General features: G+C 44.9%; 16 protein-coding genes and 1 riboswitch. Of the genes, 13 read left to right on the top strand and 3 right to left on the bottom strand.

Going from position 1 to position 17,550, the window contains the following annotated elements; translation table 11 throughout:
- Positions 1-68 precede the first annotated feature (68 nt).
- Positions 69-1,964: a phosphomethylpyrimidine synthase ThiC gene (thiC, locus tag KCV09_RS10530; RefSeq protein ID WP_025095815.1), complete on the bottom strand. Its 1,896-nt coding sequence runs from the start codon at positions 1,962-1,964 to the stop codon at positions 69-71.
- Between the two features lie 85 nt (positions 1,965-2,049).
- A riboswitch (TPP riboswitch) is annotated at positions 2,050-2,179 on the bottom strand.
- Positions 2,180-2,319: 140 nt separating this feature from the next.
- Here thiC and abuO point away from each other — a divergent pair.
- Both abuO and phoU read left to right on the top strand, forming a co-directional pair.
- Positions 2,320-3,675, top strand: coding sequence for a multidrug efflux outer membrane protein AbuO (gene abuO, locus KCV09_RS10525; RefSeq protein WP_004944103.1), 1,356 nt, complete (start codon positions 2,320-2,322; stop codon positions 3,673-3,675).
- 103 nt (positions 3,676-3,778) lie between these two features.
- Positions 3,779-4,501: a phosphate signaling complex protein PhoU gene (phoU, locus tag KCV09_RS10520; RefSeq protein WP_004932310.1), complete on the top strand. Its 723-nt coding sequence runs from the start codon at positions 3,779-3,781 to the stop codon at positions 4,499-4,501.
- 407 nt (positions 4,502-4,908) lie between these two features.
- Here phoU and KCV09_RS10515 read toward each other — a convergent pair whose 3' ends face one another.
- Positions 4,909-5,184, bottom strand: coding sequence for an oxidative damage protection protein (locus tag KCV09_RS10515; protein ID WP_025095813.1), 276 nt, complete (start codon positions 5,182-5,184; stop codon positions 4,909-4,911).
- A 9-nt stretch (positions 5,185-5,193) separates the two neighbouring features.
- Positions 5,194-6,627 carry an argininosuccinate lyase gene (gene argH, locus KCV09_RS10510; RefSeq protein WP_004932317.1) on the bottom strand — a complete coding sequence of 478 codons (1,434 nt, stop codon included), beginning with the start codon at positions 6,625-6,627 and terminating at the stop codon, positions 5,194-5,196.
- Between argH and KCV09_RS10505 the strand changes: the two genes are divergently transcribed.
- The 11 genes from KCV09_RS10505 (at position 6,618) to gspD (ending at position 17,492) form a co-directional block, all read left to right on the top strand.
- Entirely contained in the window at positions 6,618-7,769 is a 1,152-nt protein-coding gene (locus KCV09_RS10505) for a sensor histidine kinase (protein ID WP_151814943.1), read from the top strand. The two genes, argH and KCV09_RS10505, sit on opposite strands and share 10 nt — an antisense overlap.
- 56 nt (positions 7,770-7,825) lie before the next feature.
- On the top strand, positions 7,826-8,563 hold the full coding sequence (locus KCV09_RS10500) for a LytR/AlgR family response regulator transcription factor (RefSeq protein WP_004932323.1): 738 nt from the start codon (positions 7,826-7,828) through the stop codon (positions 8,561-8,563).
- Positions 8,564-8,671: 108 nt separating this feature from the next.
- The gene (hemC, locus tag KCV09_RS10495; RefSeq protein ID WP_104125256.1) at positions 8,672-9,595 is read left to right on the top strand and encodes a hydroxymethylbilane synthase; all 924 of its coding nucleotides are present in this window, start codon (positions 8,672-8,674) and stop codon (positions 9,593-9,595) included.
- A gap of 2 nt (positions 9,596-9,597) precedes the next feature.
- Positions 9,598-10,365 (top strand): uroporphyrinogen-III synthase, encoded by a 768-nt coding sequence (locus KCV09_RS10490; RefSeq protein ID WP_151814941.1) that lies wholly within the window; start codon positions 9,598-9,600, stop codon positions 10,363-10,365.
- 11 nt (positions 10,366-10,376) lie between these two features.
- Entirely contained in the window at positions 10,377-11,207 is an 831-nt protein-coding gene (locus KCV09_RS10485) for a hypothetical protein (protein WP_004932334.1), read from the top strand.
- A gap of 11 nt (positions 11,208-11,218) precedes the next feature.
- Positions 11,219-12,412, top strand: coding sequence for a heme biosynthesis protein HemY (locus KCV09_RS10480; RefSeq protein ID WP_151814940.1), 1,194 nt, complete (start codon positions 11,219-11,221; stop codon positions 12,410-12,412).
- Positions 12,413-12,420: 8 nt separating this feature from the next.
- Positions 12,421-12,861, top strand: coding sequence for an acyl-CoA thioesterase (locus KCV09_RS10475; protein ID WP_151814939.1), 441 nt, complete (start codon positions 12,421-12,423; stop codon positions 12,859-12,861).
- Between the two features lie 204 nt (positions 12,862-13,065).
- Positions 13,066-13,392, top strand: coding sequence for an H-NS histone family protein (locus tag KCV09_RS10470; RefSeq protein ID WP_004932341.1), 327 nt, complete (start codon positions 13,066-13,068; stop codon positions 13,390-13,392).
- Positions 13,393-13,553: 161 nt separating this feature from the next.
- Entirely contained in the window at positions 13,554-14,297 is a 744-nt protein-coding gene (gene gspN, locus KCV09_RS10465; RefSeq protein ID WP_212515110.1) for a type II secretion system protein N, read from the top strand.
- On the top strand, positions 14,297-15,148 hold the full coding sequence (locus tag KCV09_RS10460; RefSeq protein ID WP_004932348.1) for a type II secretion system protein N: 852 nt from the start codon (positions 14,297-14,299) through the stop codon (positions 15,146-15,148). Before gspN ends, KCV09_RS10460 begins: the two co-directional genes overlap by 1 nt.
- A gap of 40 nt (positions 15,149-15,188) precedes the next feature.
- Positions 15,189-17,492 carry a type II secretion system secretin GspD gene (gene gspD / locus KCV09_RS10455; protein ID WP_212515109.1) on the top strand — a complete coding sequence of 768 codons (2,304 nt, stop codon included), beginning with the start codon at positions 15,189-15,191 and terminating at the stop codon, positions 17,490-17,492.
- Positions 17,493-17,550: the final 58 nt, after the last annotated feature.

Genomic DNA, 17,550 nt, shown 5'->3' with positions numbered 1-17,550 from the left:
GATGAAATACGTGACTGTATTTCATCCTAACTGAGTTCAATTTAAAGACAAATGCTTTTTTCGTATTTTTAGAGCTTTTGATACAGTTTTTGACCGTTTGCGTGATAGGCCGCTTTCATGCTCTTGAGACCCTGTTCAATGTCTTCAGATGAAGCATCGATTGCAGTGCTATTCTCCTGATTTTGTGCATAATTCCGCACGTTTTGAGTGATTTTCATCGAGCAGAATTTCGGACCGCACATCGAGCAAAAGTGTGCCGATTTATGTGCCTCTTTGGGCAGTGTTTCGTCGTGCATGCTGCGCGCCGTATCTGGATCTAGACTCAGATTAAACTGGTCATCCCAACGGAATTCAAAACGTGCTTTAGACAAGGCATTGTCACGAACTTGCGCACCCGGATGACCCTTGGCCAAGTCGGCGGCATGTGCTGCAATCTTATAGGTGATAATCCCGTCTTTAACATCTTTTTTGTTGGGTAGACCTAAATGCTCTTTGGGTGTGACGTAGCACAGCATCGCCGTACCGTACCAGCCAATCATGGCAGCACCAATAGCTGAGGTAATGTGGTCATAACCCGGTGCGATATCGGTGGTGAGTGGCCCTAAGGTATAAAAAGGTGCTTCTTTACAAACCTCAAGTTGCAGATCCATATTTTCTTTAATCATGTGCATCGGTACGTGACCCGGTCCTTCAATCATGACCTGCACATCGTGTTCCCAAGCGCGTTGAGTCAGTTCACCCAAAGTGCGTAGTTCACCAAACTGTGCCGCATCGTTGGCATCTTGGATACAGCCTGGACGCAAGCCATCACCCAAGCTAAACGAGACATCGTAAGCCTTCATGATTTCGCAAATTTCATCGAAGTGCGTGTACAAGAAGTTTTCTTCATGATGCGCCAAACACCACTGCGCCATAATTGAACCACCACGCGATACAATACCCGTCAGGCGATTGGCAGTTAAAGGCACATAGCGCAGTAACACGCCGGCATGAATGGTAAAGTAATCGACGCCCTGTTCGGCCTGTTCAATGAGTGTGTCTTTAAAAATTTCCCAGGTCAGATCTTCGGCCACACCGTCTACTTTTTCCAGCGCCTGATAAATCGGAACGGTTCCAATCGGCACAGGGGAGTTACGGATGATCCATTCACGGGTTTCATGAATATTTTTACCCGTCGACAAATCCATGATGGTGTCTGCGCCCCAGCGTGTGGCCCAAGTCATTTTCGCAACTTCTTCATCGATACTCGAGCCTAAAGCCGAATTTCCGATATTGGCATTGATCTTGACCAGAAAATTACGTCCGATGATCATCGGTTCAATTTCAGGGTGGTTAATGTTGGCCGGAATAATTGCCCGACCAGCCGCCACTTCCTGACGCACAAACTCAGGGGTAATTTCGGTTAGGTTTTTGGCACCGAAATTCTGTCCAGCGTGTTGGCGCATGTCGACATTGTCGCGCTGGCGCTGGTTTTCACGGATGGCGATATATTCCATTTCCGGTGTGATAATGCCTTTTCTGGCATAGTGCATTTGAGTAACATTCTGTCCGGCTTTGGCACGGCGAGGTTTTTGAATGTGTGCAAATCGAATATCGGCTGTACGGATATCTTTTAAACGTTCCTGACCAAAAGCTGAGCTGAGGGTGCTCAGTTGCTCGGTATCTTGACGCGCTTCAATCCAGTGCTGGCGCACGTGTGGCAAGCCTTTATTCAAGTCAATCTGTACATTTGGATCGGTATACACGCCCGATGTGTCATAGACCATCACGGGTGGATTATGTTCTCCGCCCAAACCAGTAGGTGTATCGGTCAGTTCAATCTGACGCATAGGGACCTGAATGTCTGGGCGAGAGCCTTGGATGTACACTTTGCGAGATGCAGGCAAAATACGGGTTAGGTCTTTTGCATCTTGTTCGTGTTGCGCTGAGAGATCAGCAGAAGAAAGATTCGTTAATTGGTTCATGGCATGATCCTTATGAAAAACACTAACGAATCAAGCAACCAAAAACGATGGCGGGTGTATTTGTAGAACACAAATAGAGGGCTTAAGATTTTGATAACTTGATTCCTACGCAGGTTCTAACCTGATCAGGTTCAACGGTACTCGGGATCAAATCATTGCAAGGCAATCATTTACCCAATCTCAGCGAGTTATTACTCGCGCTCCGTCAAGCATGCGCCCATACTAGCATGGATTGCGGATATTTAAAGATCAAAATATGCCACTTTTTAAGAACAAATCCCGATCGGGATCAATTGTATTTTTGCCTGATTTTTCTTAGTCTAGAACAGCACTATTCAAGGTTGATCATTCTTAGATGTCTATAAAAAAACTGATTGTCGTTATGGGGATGTTGGGCGGTGTTCAGTCGCTGTTTGCACTGGATCTGGTGGGTGCCTACGATCTGGCAAAAAGAAATGACCCAACCTTGCAAGCCAATTTGTATCAGTTTCAGGCTGATCAACTCAATTTGGGCATTGCCAAAGGTGCCTTGTTACCTACAGTGACCTTGGCGGGCAATCTGACGCGTGACAGACAATCCGTTAAAAATGATCAGTCTTTCGATTTTCCGGGTGGCACAGATGTGTCGAACAGCTTGATTAGCAACACATCGACCAAGAGACAGGTTTCTTTAACCGCACGTCAACCGCTATTTCGAATGGATGCATGGCAGGGCTATAAGCAAGTAAAAACCTCGGTTCAGCTGAGTGAAGTCACGCTGAAAATCCAGATACAGCAACATCTGTTAGATGTCGCACAGGCATATTTTAATGTACTGCGTCAGCAGTCGCTCAATGGTACTTATTTACAAGAAGAACAGGCATTATCTGAACAATTAAAGATGATGAATGCCAAATTACAGCAGGGTTTATTGGCGCGAAGCGATGTTAGTGAAGCCAATGCGCAGTATCAAAATGCGCGGGCGAACCGCATTTCAGGTCAGGTGCAGCAGATGCTGGCTCAAGAGCAACTCAATCGGTTTATTGGGCATAACCCAGATCAGGGATTAGCTGTGCTTCGCACCGATGTGGTGTATCAGCCACCAGTCCCTGCACGCCTAGACGACTGGTTGCAACTGGCTCAGACGCACAATTTATCTATTCAGCAAGCTCGTCTACAGCGCCAATATGCAGACGATAACCGCCGTGTGGAAAAAGCAGCACTTTATCCACAGTTAAATGCATTGGCCACTTATGGTTATACCAAGCAAAGTCCAGATACACTGATTTCCACCAATGGTGCCTTTGATCAGATTGGACTGGAGCTAAGCTGGAATCTATTTAATGGCGGACAGACCCAGACCTCAATTAAAAAAGCCGTTGCCCAGCTTGATCAGGCACAGGCCCAACTCGATGCTGCAGAGCGCAGTGCCAGCGTTGAGGTCAAGCAAGCCTTTTTACAATTACAAACCGATCAATCCAAACTCGAAGCGCGACAAGCGGCCATGCGTTCAGCCGAACAGGTATCGCAGGCTTCCTTGGCGAGTTATAACGAAGGCCTGAAAACCATGGTGGATGTCTTGCTGGCGCAGCGCAATGCGTTTTCGGCCAAGCAAGAGTATGTCAATGCCCAATATGATTATCTGATCAATGTGCTCAAGCTCAAAGCTGCGGTTGGACAACTCAGTGAGGAAGATCTGGTGCAGATGAATACATGGCTCGGCAACGATTAAATTTTGAATGAAATTGCGGCATTGTCATTAAAGTTTCACAATGAATGTGCTTTAATCTCTGCTCAACTTTGTACCGTGCATTTAGCCCGTTTTGGAGGCTGTCTTGAGTCCAACTAATCCTGTCTTGACCCATCATATTTCCTCTCAATTTAACGAGGATCTGCAAGGGGTGAATACCAAATTCATGACCATGGGCGGGCTGGTCGAGCAGCAGGTGGCCAATGCAATTCATGCCTTGCTGGATACCGACGTCGAAATGGCGGTCGATGTACAATACCAAGACAACGTGGTGAACCAGTATGAACGCGAAATCGATGAGGGACTGACCCTGATCTTGGCGCGCCGTCATCCTGCTGCGATTGACTTGCGTATGGTGATTGCCATGAGTAAAGCCAATACCGACCTTGAACGTATTGGCGATGAAGCTGCAAAAATTGCCCGTATTGCACAAAATTTATGTGAAGAAGGCGGTTCTCCGCGTGGCTACATGGAAACACGCCATATTGGGAATCAGGTACGTGTCATGATTCATGATGCCTTGGATGCCTTTGCACGACTCGATGCAGAACAAGCTTTAAGAGTATTACTGGCCGATGCCGACATTGATCGTGAATATCAGTCTGCGACACGAACCTTAATGACTTATATGATTGAAGATCCACGACATATATCGCGAGTGATCAATGTGATGTGGGTATTGCGCTCACTTGAACGTATTGGCGATCATGCGCGTAATATTTCAGAGCAAGTCATTTATATGGCCAAAGGCCTCGATGTACGACACACCAAAATTGAAGAAATTGAACAACATGTGCAGCGTAAATAACTCTATTGTGATCAAGCACATTGTTGTCAGCCACAAAACACCTTAGCGATATGCTAAGGTTTTTTATATGCACGTAAAAATCGAATCACGTAACCTCACAACTGACGCCGATTAGCCTCAATTTCAAATAAAAAAATCCCAGATTTTTTGGGGGAAAATCTGGGATGAAAACATCGTTAAGCTGCATTTTTATTTAAGATGCGGGGTAACATCTTGCTATAGGTTTATAGTAGATCACATTGGTGTGGATGTCTTGAGTAGTCTTGTGAGGCTATGTAATGTTATATGATGATCTGTAAGATTATAAAAACAACGTAGTGAATCCGTGACTCAATGAGTTATGGCGTAGACATAAAAAAACAGGCAGACCGTTCTAAGGTCTGCCTGAGTCAACCAGAAAAGCGAGATTAGTCTTGCTCGGGTTTCCAGCCTTCGGCAGTTTCAACACTGGCATCATTGTTGAAGAACTTTTCACGCTGTTCTTCCAGAAACTTTTTCGCTTCAGGTTCAAAAACGTTGAGTCGCTTTTCATTAATGAGCGTGGTTTGATGCTTCAGCCATTCTTGCCATGCCTGTTTAGAAACATGTTCAAACAGTTCCTGACCTTTGGCTCCCGGAAATGGTGCAAAATCGAGGCCTTCCATTTCTTTTTGATATTTACGACAAAATACGTGACGAGTCATGGCGTTTCCTTAAGCATAAAGTTGGGCAAGACGGTCATGAGCGCGCGCAATTGCAGCTTCAACCTGTTTTGGTGATGTTCCGCCAATATGGTCACGCGCATTGACAGAGGCTTCAAGGGTGAGGGCTTTGTCAAATACATCGGCGCCGATCAAATCGGAAAACTGTTGGAGTTGCTCAAGTGAAAGTTCAGACAGATCTTTATCTTCTTGTACGCCAAGCGCCACTGCTTTACCCACAATCTCGTGCGCATCGCGAAATGCCACGCCTTTTTTCACAAGGTAGTCGGCAAGGTCGGTTGCAGTCGAGAATCCACGAAGTGCAGCTTCACGCATAATCTCAATGTTCGGAACCAATGCCGGTACCATGTCGGCAAAGGCCATTAATGAACCGCGTACGGTATCAATCGCATCAAACAACGGTTCTTTGTCTTCTTGGTTGTCTTTGTTATAGGCTAGTGGCTGACCTTTCATAAGCGTGAGCAAGCTAATCAAATCGCCAAACACACGGCCTGATTTACCACGAATCAATTCAGGCACGTCTGGATTTTTCTTTTGCGGCATAATCGATGAGCCAGTACAAAAGCGATCTGGAATATTCACAAATTTGAATTGCGCCGAAGTCCATAGAATCAACTCTTCAGACATGCGTGACAAATGCATCATGATCAGTGCGGCTGCGGCATTAAATTCAATCGCAAAATCACGATCAGATACTGCATCGAGTGAATTTTCAGAAACAGCTTCAAAACCAAGTAGCTGCGCCGTATAGGCACGATCAATCGGGTACGTGGTTCCTGCCAGAGCAGCAGAACCCAATGGCATACGGTTCACGCGTTTGCGGCAGTCTTGCAGACGCTCGGTGTCACGAACAAACATTTCAAACCAAGCCAACAGATGATGTCCGAAGGTTACTGGTTGAGCGGTTTGTAAGTGGGTAAAGCCTGGCATAATGGTATGCGTATGGCTGGCAGCCAAACCTAACAAGCCCTTTTGCAGGCGCTGTAAAATCGACAAAATATCGTCAATTTCATCGCGTAGGTACAAGCGAATGTCAGTGGCGACTTGGTCGTTACGGCTGCGGCCAGTGTGCAGTTTTTTACCCGTAATCCCAATACGCTGAGTCAAACGTGACTCAATATTCATGTGCACATCTTCTAAATCAATACGCCATTCAAAGCGGCCAGCTTCGATTTCGGCTTTGATTTCACTCAAGCCCTGAATAATATCGTCACGCTCTGCATCAGTAAGTACACCGACTTTGGCAAGCATGGTCGCATGCGCGATAGAGCCTGCGATATCCTGTTTATAAAAACGTTGGTCAAATTGCACAGATGCGGTAAATTCAGCAACAAAGGCATCGGTCGCTTCGGTAAAACGACCACCCCACATACCAGACGTTTGGTTTGCGGTTGGCTGTTCAGCGGATTGAGAAGATGTGGTCATGTCGGCTCGGTAAAATAAAAAAGAGTATAACAAATTCTGCCGCACTTGCCGACGCATCAAATGACAAGAAAACACAGCGCAGGCACAAGACAGCAATGCAGAAATCCTATTTTTTTACCAAAATTGGTCGTTGGCAACATTTATTAGAACTGATTGTGGCCAGTAATGTGCTGGCGTTGGTGCTTACACTGGCAGAAGCAGGGACGTGGGCAGCCTTCGATGGGTTGCGCTTATTGCAATATATCTTATTCATTAATTGGGTGGTTTTTGCTTTTTCGGCACTGATCGATCGCTTTCAAAGTAATTTACATCGTTTACCGCAGGTTGCTGCCTTGGGGGTGGCGTTCGTTCTGTTACAAATGATTGTACTACTTACCACCATCGCAACCAATCTTATGCTGCACTGGGGGAGCCACTTTCACTTTCATACCTTAACATGGCCACAGTTGTTTAGCGGCGCCAGCATGCATCTCAGTTATGGAGTGTTATTGGGTGGTTTTTGCCTACGTTATATGTACATGCGGGATCAATGGTTGAAGCAGCAATATAGTGAATTAAATGCCAGAATTCAGGCCATGCAGGCGCGTATTCATCCACATTTTTTGTTTAACAGCCTCAACAATGTGGTCAGTTTGATCAGTATCGATCCGGAAAAAGCCGAAACCTTACTGATCCATTTGTCTCGTTTGTTTAGAGCCAGTTTTCAAGAGCTAAAACTGGTCAGCTTGGCCGATGAAATCGAACTTTGCCAACGCTATTTGGCCATCGAAAGTGTGCGTTTGGGTAGCCGATTGCATGTGGAATGGAAATTTGATCCGAATCAGCCCCAATTTCAACAGGTCCAGATTCCACTCCTGACTTTACAACCTTTGCTGGAAAACTGTATTTTTCATGGCGTTGAACCGAGGAGTTCACGCAGTACCATTACAATACTGGTTGAAATATTGCAAAGTGAGGTCAGTATAGTCATTACTAATCCGTACAGTCTGGATAAAATAAAATCGAGAAATGGGCACGGTATTGCCGTTGAAAATGTGAAGCAGCGTTTAATTGCGTACTATGGACGTACAGTAAAATTTCAAAATTATTGCGCACGTGAGTTATATACCACAGTGGTAAGTTATCAATACCGATCAAAATAATAAGTCTGAAACCCCTTAAAAACAGGATGTCATGGGGCCACGACAAAGGAGGAAAAATGAGGATTCTGATTTGCGACGATGAACCTCTTGCGATTGAACGTTTGTCACGGTTGGTGGTGCAATTGGGGCATGAAGTGGTTGCGCATGCCTGTAATGGTCGTGACGCGATTGAGCTGGTGGATCAACATCAGCCTGATGTGGTGCTGCTGGATATTCAGATGCCGGAAATGAACGGCTTATTATGTGCAGAACAATTAGGTACATTCGACCCAATGCCGGCGATTATTTTTTGCACCGCCTACGATGATCATGCACTGGATGCGTTTAAATCCAAAGCACAAGGTTATTTACTCAAACCGATTGCGCAAGACGATCTGGCGCGTGTATTGCATCAGTTGCCGCGTTTAAATCAGGCCCAGATCACGCACATTAAACAACAAGATACCCATGATCGTCCTCATCAGCGCCAGCATATTACGGCACGTACTTATCGTGGTGTTGAACTGATTCCGGTTGAAAATATTTATTATTTTCTGGCAGATCAGAAATACGTCACCGTACGTCATAAGCATGGCAGTGTGCTGATCGACGAGACACTCAAAGATCTCGAGCATGAATTTCAAGATCGTTTTATTCGTATTCATCGCAATGCATTGGTCTCGATGGATTATTTGGACGGTCTGGAGCTGATCAGTTCAGGACAATATCAGGTACGCTGTAAAGAGGTCGATGAACGGCTTGCGGTCAGTCGGCGTCATTTACCCTATTTGCGTGATCGCATGCAAAAACTATAAATTTGAGCCAACTTGATCCTGATTTGATGCGCTACGGGGATATTTTACTTGCATTTTTAATCAATCAAGTTAAGTTTAGAGTCTGTTTTTTTATCGATCTGAGCCCTTATGCAGACCTTAAAGATTGCTACACGACAAAGCCCGCTTGCACTTTGGCAGGCAGAACACATTCGTGATCGTTTACAGGCACTTCATCCGGGACTTCAGGTTGAGCTGGTCAAATTTGTGACTCAAGGTGACAAAATTCTAGATACGCCCTTAGCCAAAATTGGGGGTAAAGGCTTATTTGTCAAAGAGCTTGAGGCGGCATTACTGGATGGGCGGGCAGATCTGGCCGTGCATTCCATGAAAGATGTACCGATGCATTTGCCTGAAGGATTAAGCCTCGCGGTGATCTGTGAGCGAGAAGATCCACTTGATGCTTTTGTATCGAATGAGATTAGCCATTTCGATGCACTGCCACAGGGTGCACGCGTGGGTACATCGAGTTTGCGCCGTAAGTGCCAGATTTTAAAGCAACGTCCAGATTTGAATATTATCGATTTACGCGGCAATGTAGGCACGCGGTTATCGAAGCTGGATCAGGGTCAATACGATGCGATTATTCTGGCCAGTGCAGGCCTAAAGCGTTTAGGTCTGAACGAGCGTATTCGTCACACGCTGCTGCCACAGATGAGTTTACCTGCGGTAGGGCAAGGTGCATTAGGGCTGGAATGCCGTTCAGATGATCATGCATTACTGGAACTGATCGCACCACTTGCGCATGAGCATACCAGTGCATGCGTACGTGCCGAACGGGCTTTTAATGCGTATCTTGAAGGCGGTTGTCAGGTACCGATAGCAGGTTATGCCACTCTTGATCATGACCTGTTGACGTTGGAAGGACGAGTTGGCAGTGTAAAGGGTGATGTCCTGTTGAAAGATACTGTTCAGGGGCATCCGGATCAGGCCGAAGCACTTGGCATTCAACTTGCAAAACAATTACTTGAGCAAGGCGCTGGCGATTTACTGCGCGAGTTATACCGCGACTAAATATGTATTTTATCAACACGCGACCTCTGGATCGAGCCGATGAGCTAACACAAGCCTTGGCTGCGCAAGGCTTTCGGGTTGAGTGCCTGCCATTACTGGAACTGGTGGAGCAGCCCTTCGATGCGCATTTGAACGCGCTTTATCAAGACTTAACGCATGCGCAAGTGATCGTGGTGGTAAGCCCGACTGCGGTTGAAATTGGAATGCGCTATTTGCAGCGTGCAGGGCTCACCTTGCAGGATGTGGCACAGGCTGACTGGATTGCCGTAGGGCAGCAAACAGCACAAGCATTGTCGCATTATGGTATTCAGGCGCACGTACCGACGATCGAAAGTTCTGAGGGGATGCTGCATCTCCCTATTTTTGAAACTCAGAGCGCGCTCCATCGTGTGGCCTTTTGGCGTGGTGAAGGCGGTCGGCAATTTATGATGCAACACTTGGCCGAGCAAGGGATTCAAATTCTCAATTTTGTTTTATATGATCGCCGCTGTCCTCTGGTTAGTAAACAGCAGATTGGCAATATTGCAGCCAAAATTAAAGAACAAAAACAAAGGGCTTGGGTATTAATCAGTAGTGAAGCCAGTTGGCTCAACTGGCTGGCACTGACCCAACATGATACGCCACTCTTTGATTTATGCGATTACGTGGTCTTGGGCGAACGACTCGAACAAATATTAACGATCTATCAGAACCAGTCTTCACAGAGTTTTACTATCATACGTGTGGAGAATCTTAAGGCGGCAACGCTTTTGCGTCACTTACAGGCATAATCAGGAACATTATGAGAAAAATTTTATCTGTCATTTTGATTTTAGCTTTAGGTTGGTTGGCCAAGCTAAGTTATGACATGTTTCAAATTTCTCAGCAGCTTCCGGTGCTTCAACAAAATTTACTCAAACTCGATCAAAATAATGCCAAGCTGAACGATCAACTGGTGGCTTTACAACGCCAGATCGTTACAGCACCTGAACAGCATTCACCTTCATCGGCACCGGTTACAAATGCTGCTTTTACAGCAAATCCGGTTGTTTTGATCAAGCAACAGTTGGAGTTTGTCGAATTTGCATTGCAACAACAACAATATACGTTGGCAGTTGAAAAGCTCAATGAATTGGATCAATCTTTAGGGTTATTTAATCTGGCACCTACACTCAAAGACAGTCTGCATGTGGCTTTGGCTCAAGATCGACAAACCATTCAGCAGGTGGTGAATGTTAAATCGGCACAGCGTGAACAATTTAATGCCTTAATTTCGCAAATGGACAAACTGCTACAACAAGCTGGACATCAGTCGCGTGTGGAGCTTGATCGTAGTGACACGACGTATTTCTGGCAAGGCTGGTTCCAGTTTGAGAAGGTTCAGCAGCCCTCAGCCAATCTTATGAATCGACAATTAGTTTTGAAAGAAGTTCAGTTGCGTTTGATTTTAGCCAAACAAGCACTTAATTTGGGGCAGGTCACTGAGTATCAAACCACTATCCAAACCATCATCGAGCAAATAGGCCAGCTACCCGATAAAAACAGCCAGCAATTAAAATCAAAATTTGAAAAACTCAAGCAGGTGCCCGTTGTTCCTGTACCTAAACTTGCCGCTTTAGCGCTGATCGGCTAGAAGGACGCTGTATGAAAGGATTAATCTGGACCTATCTGATTGGTGCCTTGTTTGTTTTGGCGATACTGAGTGTTTTAAGTTATGGCTTTGGTGCCGGGTATGTATATGTCTACTGGCGTGACTGGCAGCTACAAACAACTGTTTGGGCATCCATTTTTGTCATTGCCATATTAGGTTTTGTGTTGCAACTGCTCTGGATTAGCGTGAAGCGCTATTTAAGCCGTGAGCAACGTAAACTAGAAACGGTTTTTGATTTTAAAAACCTACATCCTTATGAACAACTTGGTGTCATCTGGCTGCTTGATGCTGCACAAGATCAACATGCATTTATCGATCGAATTTTTACCCAATCTGGTTTGTTAAAAGGCATTGTTGAATCCAAGCTGCTGTCTAGGCAAGGTCATTATACACAGGCACTCAACGCACTGAATCATACCGCGCCGATGGCATTTGAGCTGGCAGAGTTGCAACGTATCGAAATTTTTCTTGCTTTGCATGATACAGAAAAGGCTTTAACGCACCTCGAATTTCTTCAACAGCATCAGTTATCACCTTGGCTCAAAGATATTGAGCAGTCCTATCGCCAAAAGATTACAGAATACTGGGGACGTTTAGCCCTTCAGCAATCTTGGTTATATTTACGCTCGCTTCAATATGGGCATCTAGATGCGCAAACACGTGATCTTTGGTTGCAACAGGTATTAACTCAGTTTGAAGAGGCATCGGTAGATGATTTATATGCCTTACAGCAACGTTATTTAGAATTGGAACAAGAAATACAGACAAGGCCGTATAGTAGTAAGGTGCTCTGGCTAAAACTTTTATCACGCATGCCAGAAATGAGTATTCAGCATGAGCGTTTGGCATTGCATTTACTACGTGAACAGTTTGATCGGGACGTATTTTATTTATGGTTTCAGCAACAATTGTTAAAACAAGCACCAGATTATGCTGATATTGAAACTAAAATTGAAGAAATGGAACAGATATATTTAAGTCAGCCGATTTTAAGTTTTGCTAAATGGTATGTTTATGAAGCCACTGAGCGGCATGCGCAAGCAGATGCATTACTGACACTTTATCCAGACAATGTTTTAATGAGCTATTTAAGAATTAAAGCGAAAATTAAAGACAATGATGAGTTGGTTCAACAGCTCAATCTTATTTTTGAAAATGATGCAAATTTTATTCAATTTAAAATATGAGAAAAAAGATGAAGGAACTCAATCAACATCCTGTTATCCATGAGCAGGCAGTCGCGTGGGGCGACATGGACGCATTCGGTCACGTGAATAATGTGTTGTATTATCGTTATATCGAAAGTGCCCGGATTAAATATATGGACATTTTGGATTTTTTTGCAGCAGAGGTGTATACCGTTGTTGCCTCAAATCAGTGCAAATATTTAAAACCTGTATTTTATCCCGATACACTTAAAATTACGGCATCTATTGAAGAGATTCGGACCAGCGGTTTTAAAATGACGTATCAGATCTGGAGTACGACACAAAATACTTGGGTGGCCAGTGCTGAAGCCATTATGGTGGTGGTCGATAAAAACACTTTAAAAAAACAGGCTATTCCAAATAATATAAAAAACAAGATTATTGAGCTTGAAACTATCGCTGGAAATACACCTACTATTTTTAATTGAGATCAATTAAGTCAAAATTAAGATTTGTATAAATAATGAAAGCGACGCTTTAATCATATTTATTTAAATAGATTCCTGTTTTAACATGAAGACATTGCTTGATTATTTAAACTAATCTAAATATTATGAGCTTAGATGTGATTTAAACAGTTAGCGTTATTGGTCTATTGTTAAAAAGTTTTAATAAACTTGGAGTTGGTTTAAATGAAACCAGATATTAGCGAATTATCCGTTGAAGATTTAAAGCGTTTGCAAGCAGAAGCTGAGCAACTTATTGCCTCTAAAAAAGATCAAGCAATTGAAGATGCGTATAACCAAATTTTAGAAGTTGCTGAAAGCGTGGGGTATAGCGTTGAGCAGTTACTTGAATACGGCGCACAAAAACGTAAGAAAACAACACGTAAATCTGTAGAGCCACGCTATCGCAGCAAGAGCAATCCAGAAGAAACGTGGACTGGTCGTGGTAAACAACCGCGCTGGTTAGTCGCTGAGCTTGAAAAAGGTGCAAAATTAGAAGATTTCCTTATCTAATTTCATCATTCGGTCACCTTTGGCCAGTAAGCTCGATTAAACCAAGCATCTGCTTGGTTTTTTTATATAAGTGAATTGGCGATGATGGAAAAGTATGCATAATGTCGTAAAGAGAGGAAATTCCTCATCCATGGAAGACACTGTGCAGCGGTAATGACTGAATGAATAAAAAGTCGAAACAATTAAAATGGTGGATCTTTGCAGTCATTGTCTTTGGAGTATTTGTAATTTTACAGATTCCAGCCAACTGGTTAATTGCAAAATTTTCGAAAAACAACCAAGTCTTGAGTAATGTCTCAGGCAATATCTGGCAAGGTCAAGCCGACTGGCATAAAGATCAGCTAAAGGGTTCTGTACACTGGACTGTCCGTCCGATGGATCTGTTCTTATTAAAGCTTGGCGCACACGTAGAAATTCATAGTGCCAATACTGTTTTAAATGGCAATGTCGGTTATGGTTTTGGGAAAAAACTCAGCATTCGAAATTTAAACGGCGAGATTGCACCCGACACCTTAAAAGCATTCGTCAATTGGCAATGGCCAAATAATAGTATCCAGCTTAAAGATGTCCAGTTGAATTATCAAAAAGCACAAGGATTCAGCGCAGCATCTGGCAATATGCAATGGGCGGGTGGGCCTTTGGGGTATACCTTTGCCCAGCGCCAAGAGCGTATGAATATGCCATCGCTGCAAGGGACTGTATTGAATCAAGATAATCAACTTGAATTTGATATCCGTGATCAGCGTAATCAAAAAATGGTGAATTTATTGCTGGCACCCGACCTCATGCTTGATGTTCGTCTTACCCAGCGTTTTCTACTGAATGTACCCTCGTATAACGGTCAGGCCGGGCTTGATACCTATGTGATCAGTTCACGTCAGCCCCTGCTTAAAGGAGCGTCATAATGCTCAAGTCATGGGTGGAAACCATTCGGCAAAAACGGCTCGGTCAATTGGATCGCTTGGCACCTCTCATATTGGGGCTGTTGATTGTGTGGCTGTGCTGGAAGCTGGCAGCACTGTTCTGGCTAATTCTAGCCCCTCCACAGGCGATGCAGTTTGAGCGGGTTCAATTAGGCTCCCAACAAGCACAAATTCCGAATATCAGCAGCTTTGCCCTGTTTAACGAACCACAATTATCGAATAATCCCAATGATCAGCAAAACTTTGAGTTACAGGGGGTGATGCTGGCGTATCCATCACGATTGTCTTCTGCTGTGATCAAGGGTAAAGACAGTGTGGATCGTTATCGTGTGGGTGAGGCAGTGGACAATAGCAGCTATCAACTCAGTGAAGTGTATTGGGATCATGTGGTCTTGAGTCAGCCCAACGGCACCACGCGTGAAATTCGGTTTAAAGGCATGGAAAATGGGCTGTATCAACCGATTCTGGGTACCACGACTACCCCTCAAAATGCCACATCCGTTCCTCCTGCAAGTAATACCGGTAGCTCTGGTTCGGGAGCCGCTTTGGGTCAGGCCATTCAGCAAATGCAGCAAAATCGTGAGCAATATTTGGAAAATATGGGCGTCAGCAGCACCGCCGATGGCTATGAGGTGACCGAACGGACACCCGCGGCTTTAAAAAATACATTGGGCTTGAGGGCTGGAGATCGTATATTGTCTGTCAATGGTCAACGTGTTGGACAAGGACAAAACGATGTTCAATTGCTCGAACAGGCGCGACGTGATGGACAAGTGAAAATAGAAATAAAACGTGGTGATCAAGTGATGACCGTACAACAAAGTTTTAAGTGATATCAGATGGTCACCATAATTTTAGGAAAAATAACCCGCTATGGCTTTATTTAATCATCGTCCCCTTTGGGCTTTAGTTGCAGCCGCTCCGGTGATGGCTGTGATCAGTTCAAGCACGTATGCACAAACATGGAAAATTAATTTACGCGACGCCGATTTAACGGCTTTTATCAATGAAGTGGCGGATATCACGGGTAAAAATTTTGCAGTTGATCCACGTGTTCGAGGCAACGTCACGGTCATTTCCAACAAGCCATTAACGCGTGATGAAGTCTATGATTTATTTCTGGGTGTACTGAACGTCAATGGCGTGGTGGCGATTCCTTCTGGTAATACCATCAAACTGGTGCCAGACAGCAACGTTAAAAATGCAGGTTTACCTTACGATATGCGCAATCGCGCCCGTGGAGACCAAGTGGTCACGCGGGTTATTTGGGTAGAAAACACCAATCCAAACGATCTGATTCCGGCGTTGCGGCCTTTGATGCCTCAATTTGCCAGTCTTGCTGCCGTGCCGGGCACAAATGCACTAATTGTCTCAGATCGGGCAGCAAACATTGCACAACTCGAAACCATTATTCGCAACCTTGATGGTACGGGACAAAATGATGTCGAGGCCATTACCCTGCAAAATAGCCAAGCTGAAGAAATGGTGGGGCTACTTGAGTCAATCAGTTCAACGGGCGCTTCAAAAGATGTGACCGGTTCACGTGTCAGAATTATTGCTGATGCCCGCACCAACCGGATTTTGATCAAAGGGGATACCGGAACACGTAAGCGAATCCGCAACATGATTGAAACCTTAGATGTACCTTCAGCAGATCGCTTGGGTGGATTGAAGGTATTTCGTCTCAAATATGCCAGTGCCAAGAATCTGGCAGAAATTTTACAAGGGCTGGTCAGTGGTCAGGCCGTAAATAGCTCCCAAAGTAAAACTGGGAGTAACTCGGGTTCATCTTCTTCCACTGGTCTCAATAGCCTCATTGGTGGAAGTGCATCGCAGAGTAATACCACGGGTAGCAATAACGCTACATCTGGTTCATCCATTAATCTCAATAGCAGTAATAATGCGAACAATCAAAACAGCATCACCAGTTTTAACAATAATGGCGTCAGTATTATCGCCGACAGTGCACAAAATGCTTTGGTGGTCAAAGCAGAACCACAATTGATGCGCGAAATTGAATCGGCGATTCAGCAACTCGATATTCGCCGTGAACAAGTCTTGATTGAAGCAGCCATTATTGAGGTGTCGGGGGACGATGCCGATCAACTCGGGATTCAGTGGGCGCTGGGTGATTTAAGCAGTGGTATTGGCTTGATCAGTTTTAGCAACGTAGGCGCGAGCCTAGCTTCAATTGCGGCAGGTTATTTGTCTAATGGCTCTACAGGTGCTGCATCTGCGATTGCCAGTGGTTCAAATGGTGGCAGTGGTGCGACCTTAGCGCTAGGTAATTTCAGTAACTCACGAAAAGCCTATGGTGCGCTCATTCAGGCACTTAAGACCAATACCAAATCTAATTTGCTTTCTACACCATCGATTGTCACGATGGACAACGAAGAAGCTTATATTGTGGTGGGGCAGAATGTTCCATTTGTGACGGGGTCGGTCTCAACAACTTCAACGGGTGTGGCCAATCCCTACACCACGGTAGAGCGTAAAGATGTGGGTGTCACGCTCAAGGTGATTCCGCACATTGGTGAAAACGGCACGGTGCGTCTTGAAGTCGAGCAAGAAGTTTCTGCTGTGCAAGACAAGGGTCAAGCCACCGATCTGATTACCAGCAAACGTGCCATTAAAACCTCAGTGTTGGCAGAACACGGCCAGACTGTGGTCTTAGGTGGCCTCATTTCGGATAACCGCACGTTGTCGCGTCAAGGTTTGCCGGGTTTAAGCAGTATTCCCTACGTTGGGCGTTTGTTCCGTGCAGATTCAAATAGCAACGAAAAACGTAATCTGCTGGTGTTTATTCACCCAACCATTGTGGGTGATGCCAATGATGTGCGCCGGATTTCGCAGCAGCGCTATAATCAACTTTACAGTTTACAGCTCTCTATGGATAAAAATGGCAACTTCGCTAAATTGCCAGAAAATCTAGAACAGCTCTACCAACAACCTGCCGCGCCTGTCGCTGCGGTTCCGAGCACCCCTTATCAGCAGGTTCCCGTCACAACGGTCACCACGCCAGTGGCAACAGTACGCCCAAGTTCACCCGTTGTGCGCAAAGGGACTTCTTATGCCTTACCCGTACAGCCGACTGTAAACACCCAGTCCTTGAATGAGCCAGAAGTAGAGCGAACCAAAAATACAGTGACCACCACCACCTTGCGACCTGTGTCATAACGGCAGGCGACGAAGACATGAAGCATGTTATGATGATCACAAATCACGATAAGAGACA

The sequence above is a fragment of the Acinetobacter soli genome (genome assembly GCF_018139125.1).
Classification (GTDB): Bacteria; Pseudomonadota; Gammaproteobacteria; order Pseudomonadales; family Moraxellaceae; genus Acinetobacter; species Acinetobacter soli.
The sequence above is the reverse complement of the archived record's forward strand: the minus strand, read 5'-3'. Positions and strand labels throughout refer to the sequence as shown.

Excerpts from the sequence above, each read along its gene's own strand:
- KCV09_RS10470 (WP_004932341.1), top strand. The coding sequence starts at position 13,066 with ATGAAACCAGATATTAGCGAATTATCCGTTGAAGATTTAAAGCGTTTG.
- KCV09_RS10485 (WP_004932334.1), top strand. The coding sequence starts at position 10,377 with ATGAGAAAAATTTTATCTGTCATTTTGATTTTAGCTTTAGGTTGGTTG.
- KCV09_RS10460 (WP_004932348.1), top strand. The coding sequence starts at position 14,297 with ATGCTCAAGTCATGGGTGGAAACCATTCGGCAAAAACGGCTCGGTCAA.
- KCV09_RS10515 (WP_025095813.1), bottom strand. The coding sequence starts at position 5,184 with ATGACTCGTCACGTATTTTGTCGTAAATATCAAAAAGAAATGGAAGGC.
- gspD (WP_212515109.1), top strand. The coding sequence starts at position 15,189 with ATGGCTTTATTTAATCATCGTCCCCTTTGGGCTTTAGTTGCAGCCGCT.
- KCV09_RS10480 (WP_151814940.1), top strand. The coding sequence starts at position 11,219 with ATGAAAGGATTAATCTGGACCTATCTGATTGGTGCCTTGTTTGTTTTG.
- thiC (WP_025095815.1), bottom strand. The coding sequence starts at position 1,964 with ATGAACCAATTAACGAATCTTTCTTCTGCTGATCTCTCAGCGCAACAC.
- abuO (WP_004944103.1), top strand. The coding sequence starts at position 2,320 with ATGTCTATAAAAAAACTGATTGTCGTTATGGGGATGTTGGGCGGTGTT.
- KCV09_RS10505 (WP_151814943.1), top strand. The coding sequence starts at position 6,618 with ATGTGGTCATGTCGGCTCGGTAAAATAAAAAAGAGTATAACAAATTCT.
- argH (WP_004932317.1), bottom strand. The coding sequence starts at position 6,627 with ATGACCACATCTTCTCAATCCGCTGAACAGCCAACCGCAAACCAAACG.
- KCV09_RS10500 (WP_004932323.1), top strand. The coding sequence starts at position 7,826 with ATGAGGATTCTGATTTGCGACGATGAACCTCTTGCGATTGAACGTTTG.
- hemC (WP_104125256.1), top strand. The coding sequence starts at position 8,672 with ATGCAGACCTTAAAGATTGCTACACGACAAAGCCCGCTTGCACTTTGG.
- gspN (WP_212515110.1), top strand. The coding sequence starts at position 13,554 with ATGAATAAAAAGTCGAAACAATTAAAATGGTGGATCTTTGCAGTCATT.
- KCV09_RS10490 (WP_151814941.1), top strand. The coding sequence starts at position 9,598 with ATGTATTTTATCAACACGCGACCTCTGGATCGAGCCGATGAGCTAACA.
- KCV09_RS10475 (WP_151814939.1), top strand. The coding sequence starts at position 12,421 with ATGAAGGAACTCAATCAACATCCTGTTATCCATGAGCAGGCAGTCGCG.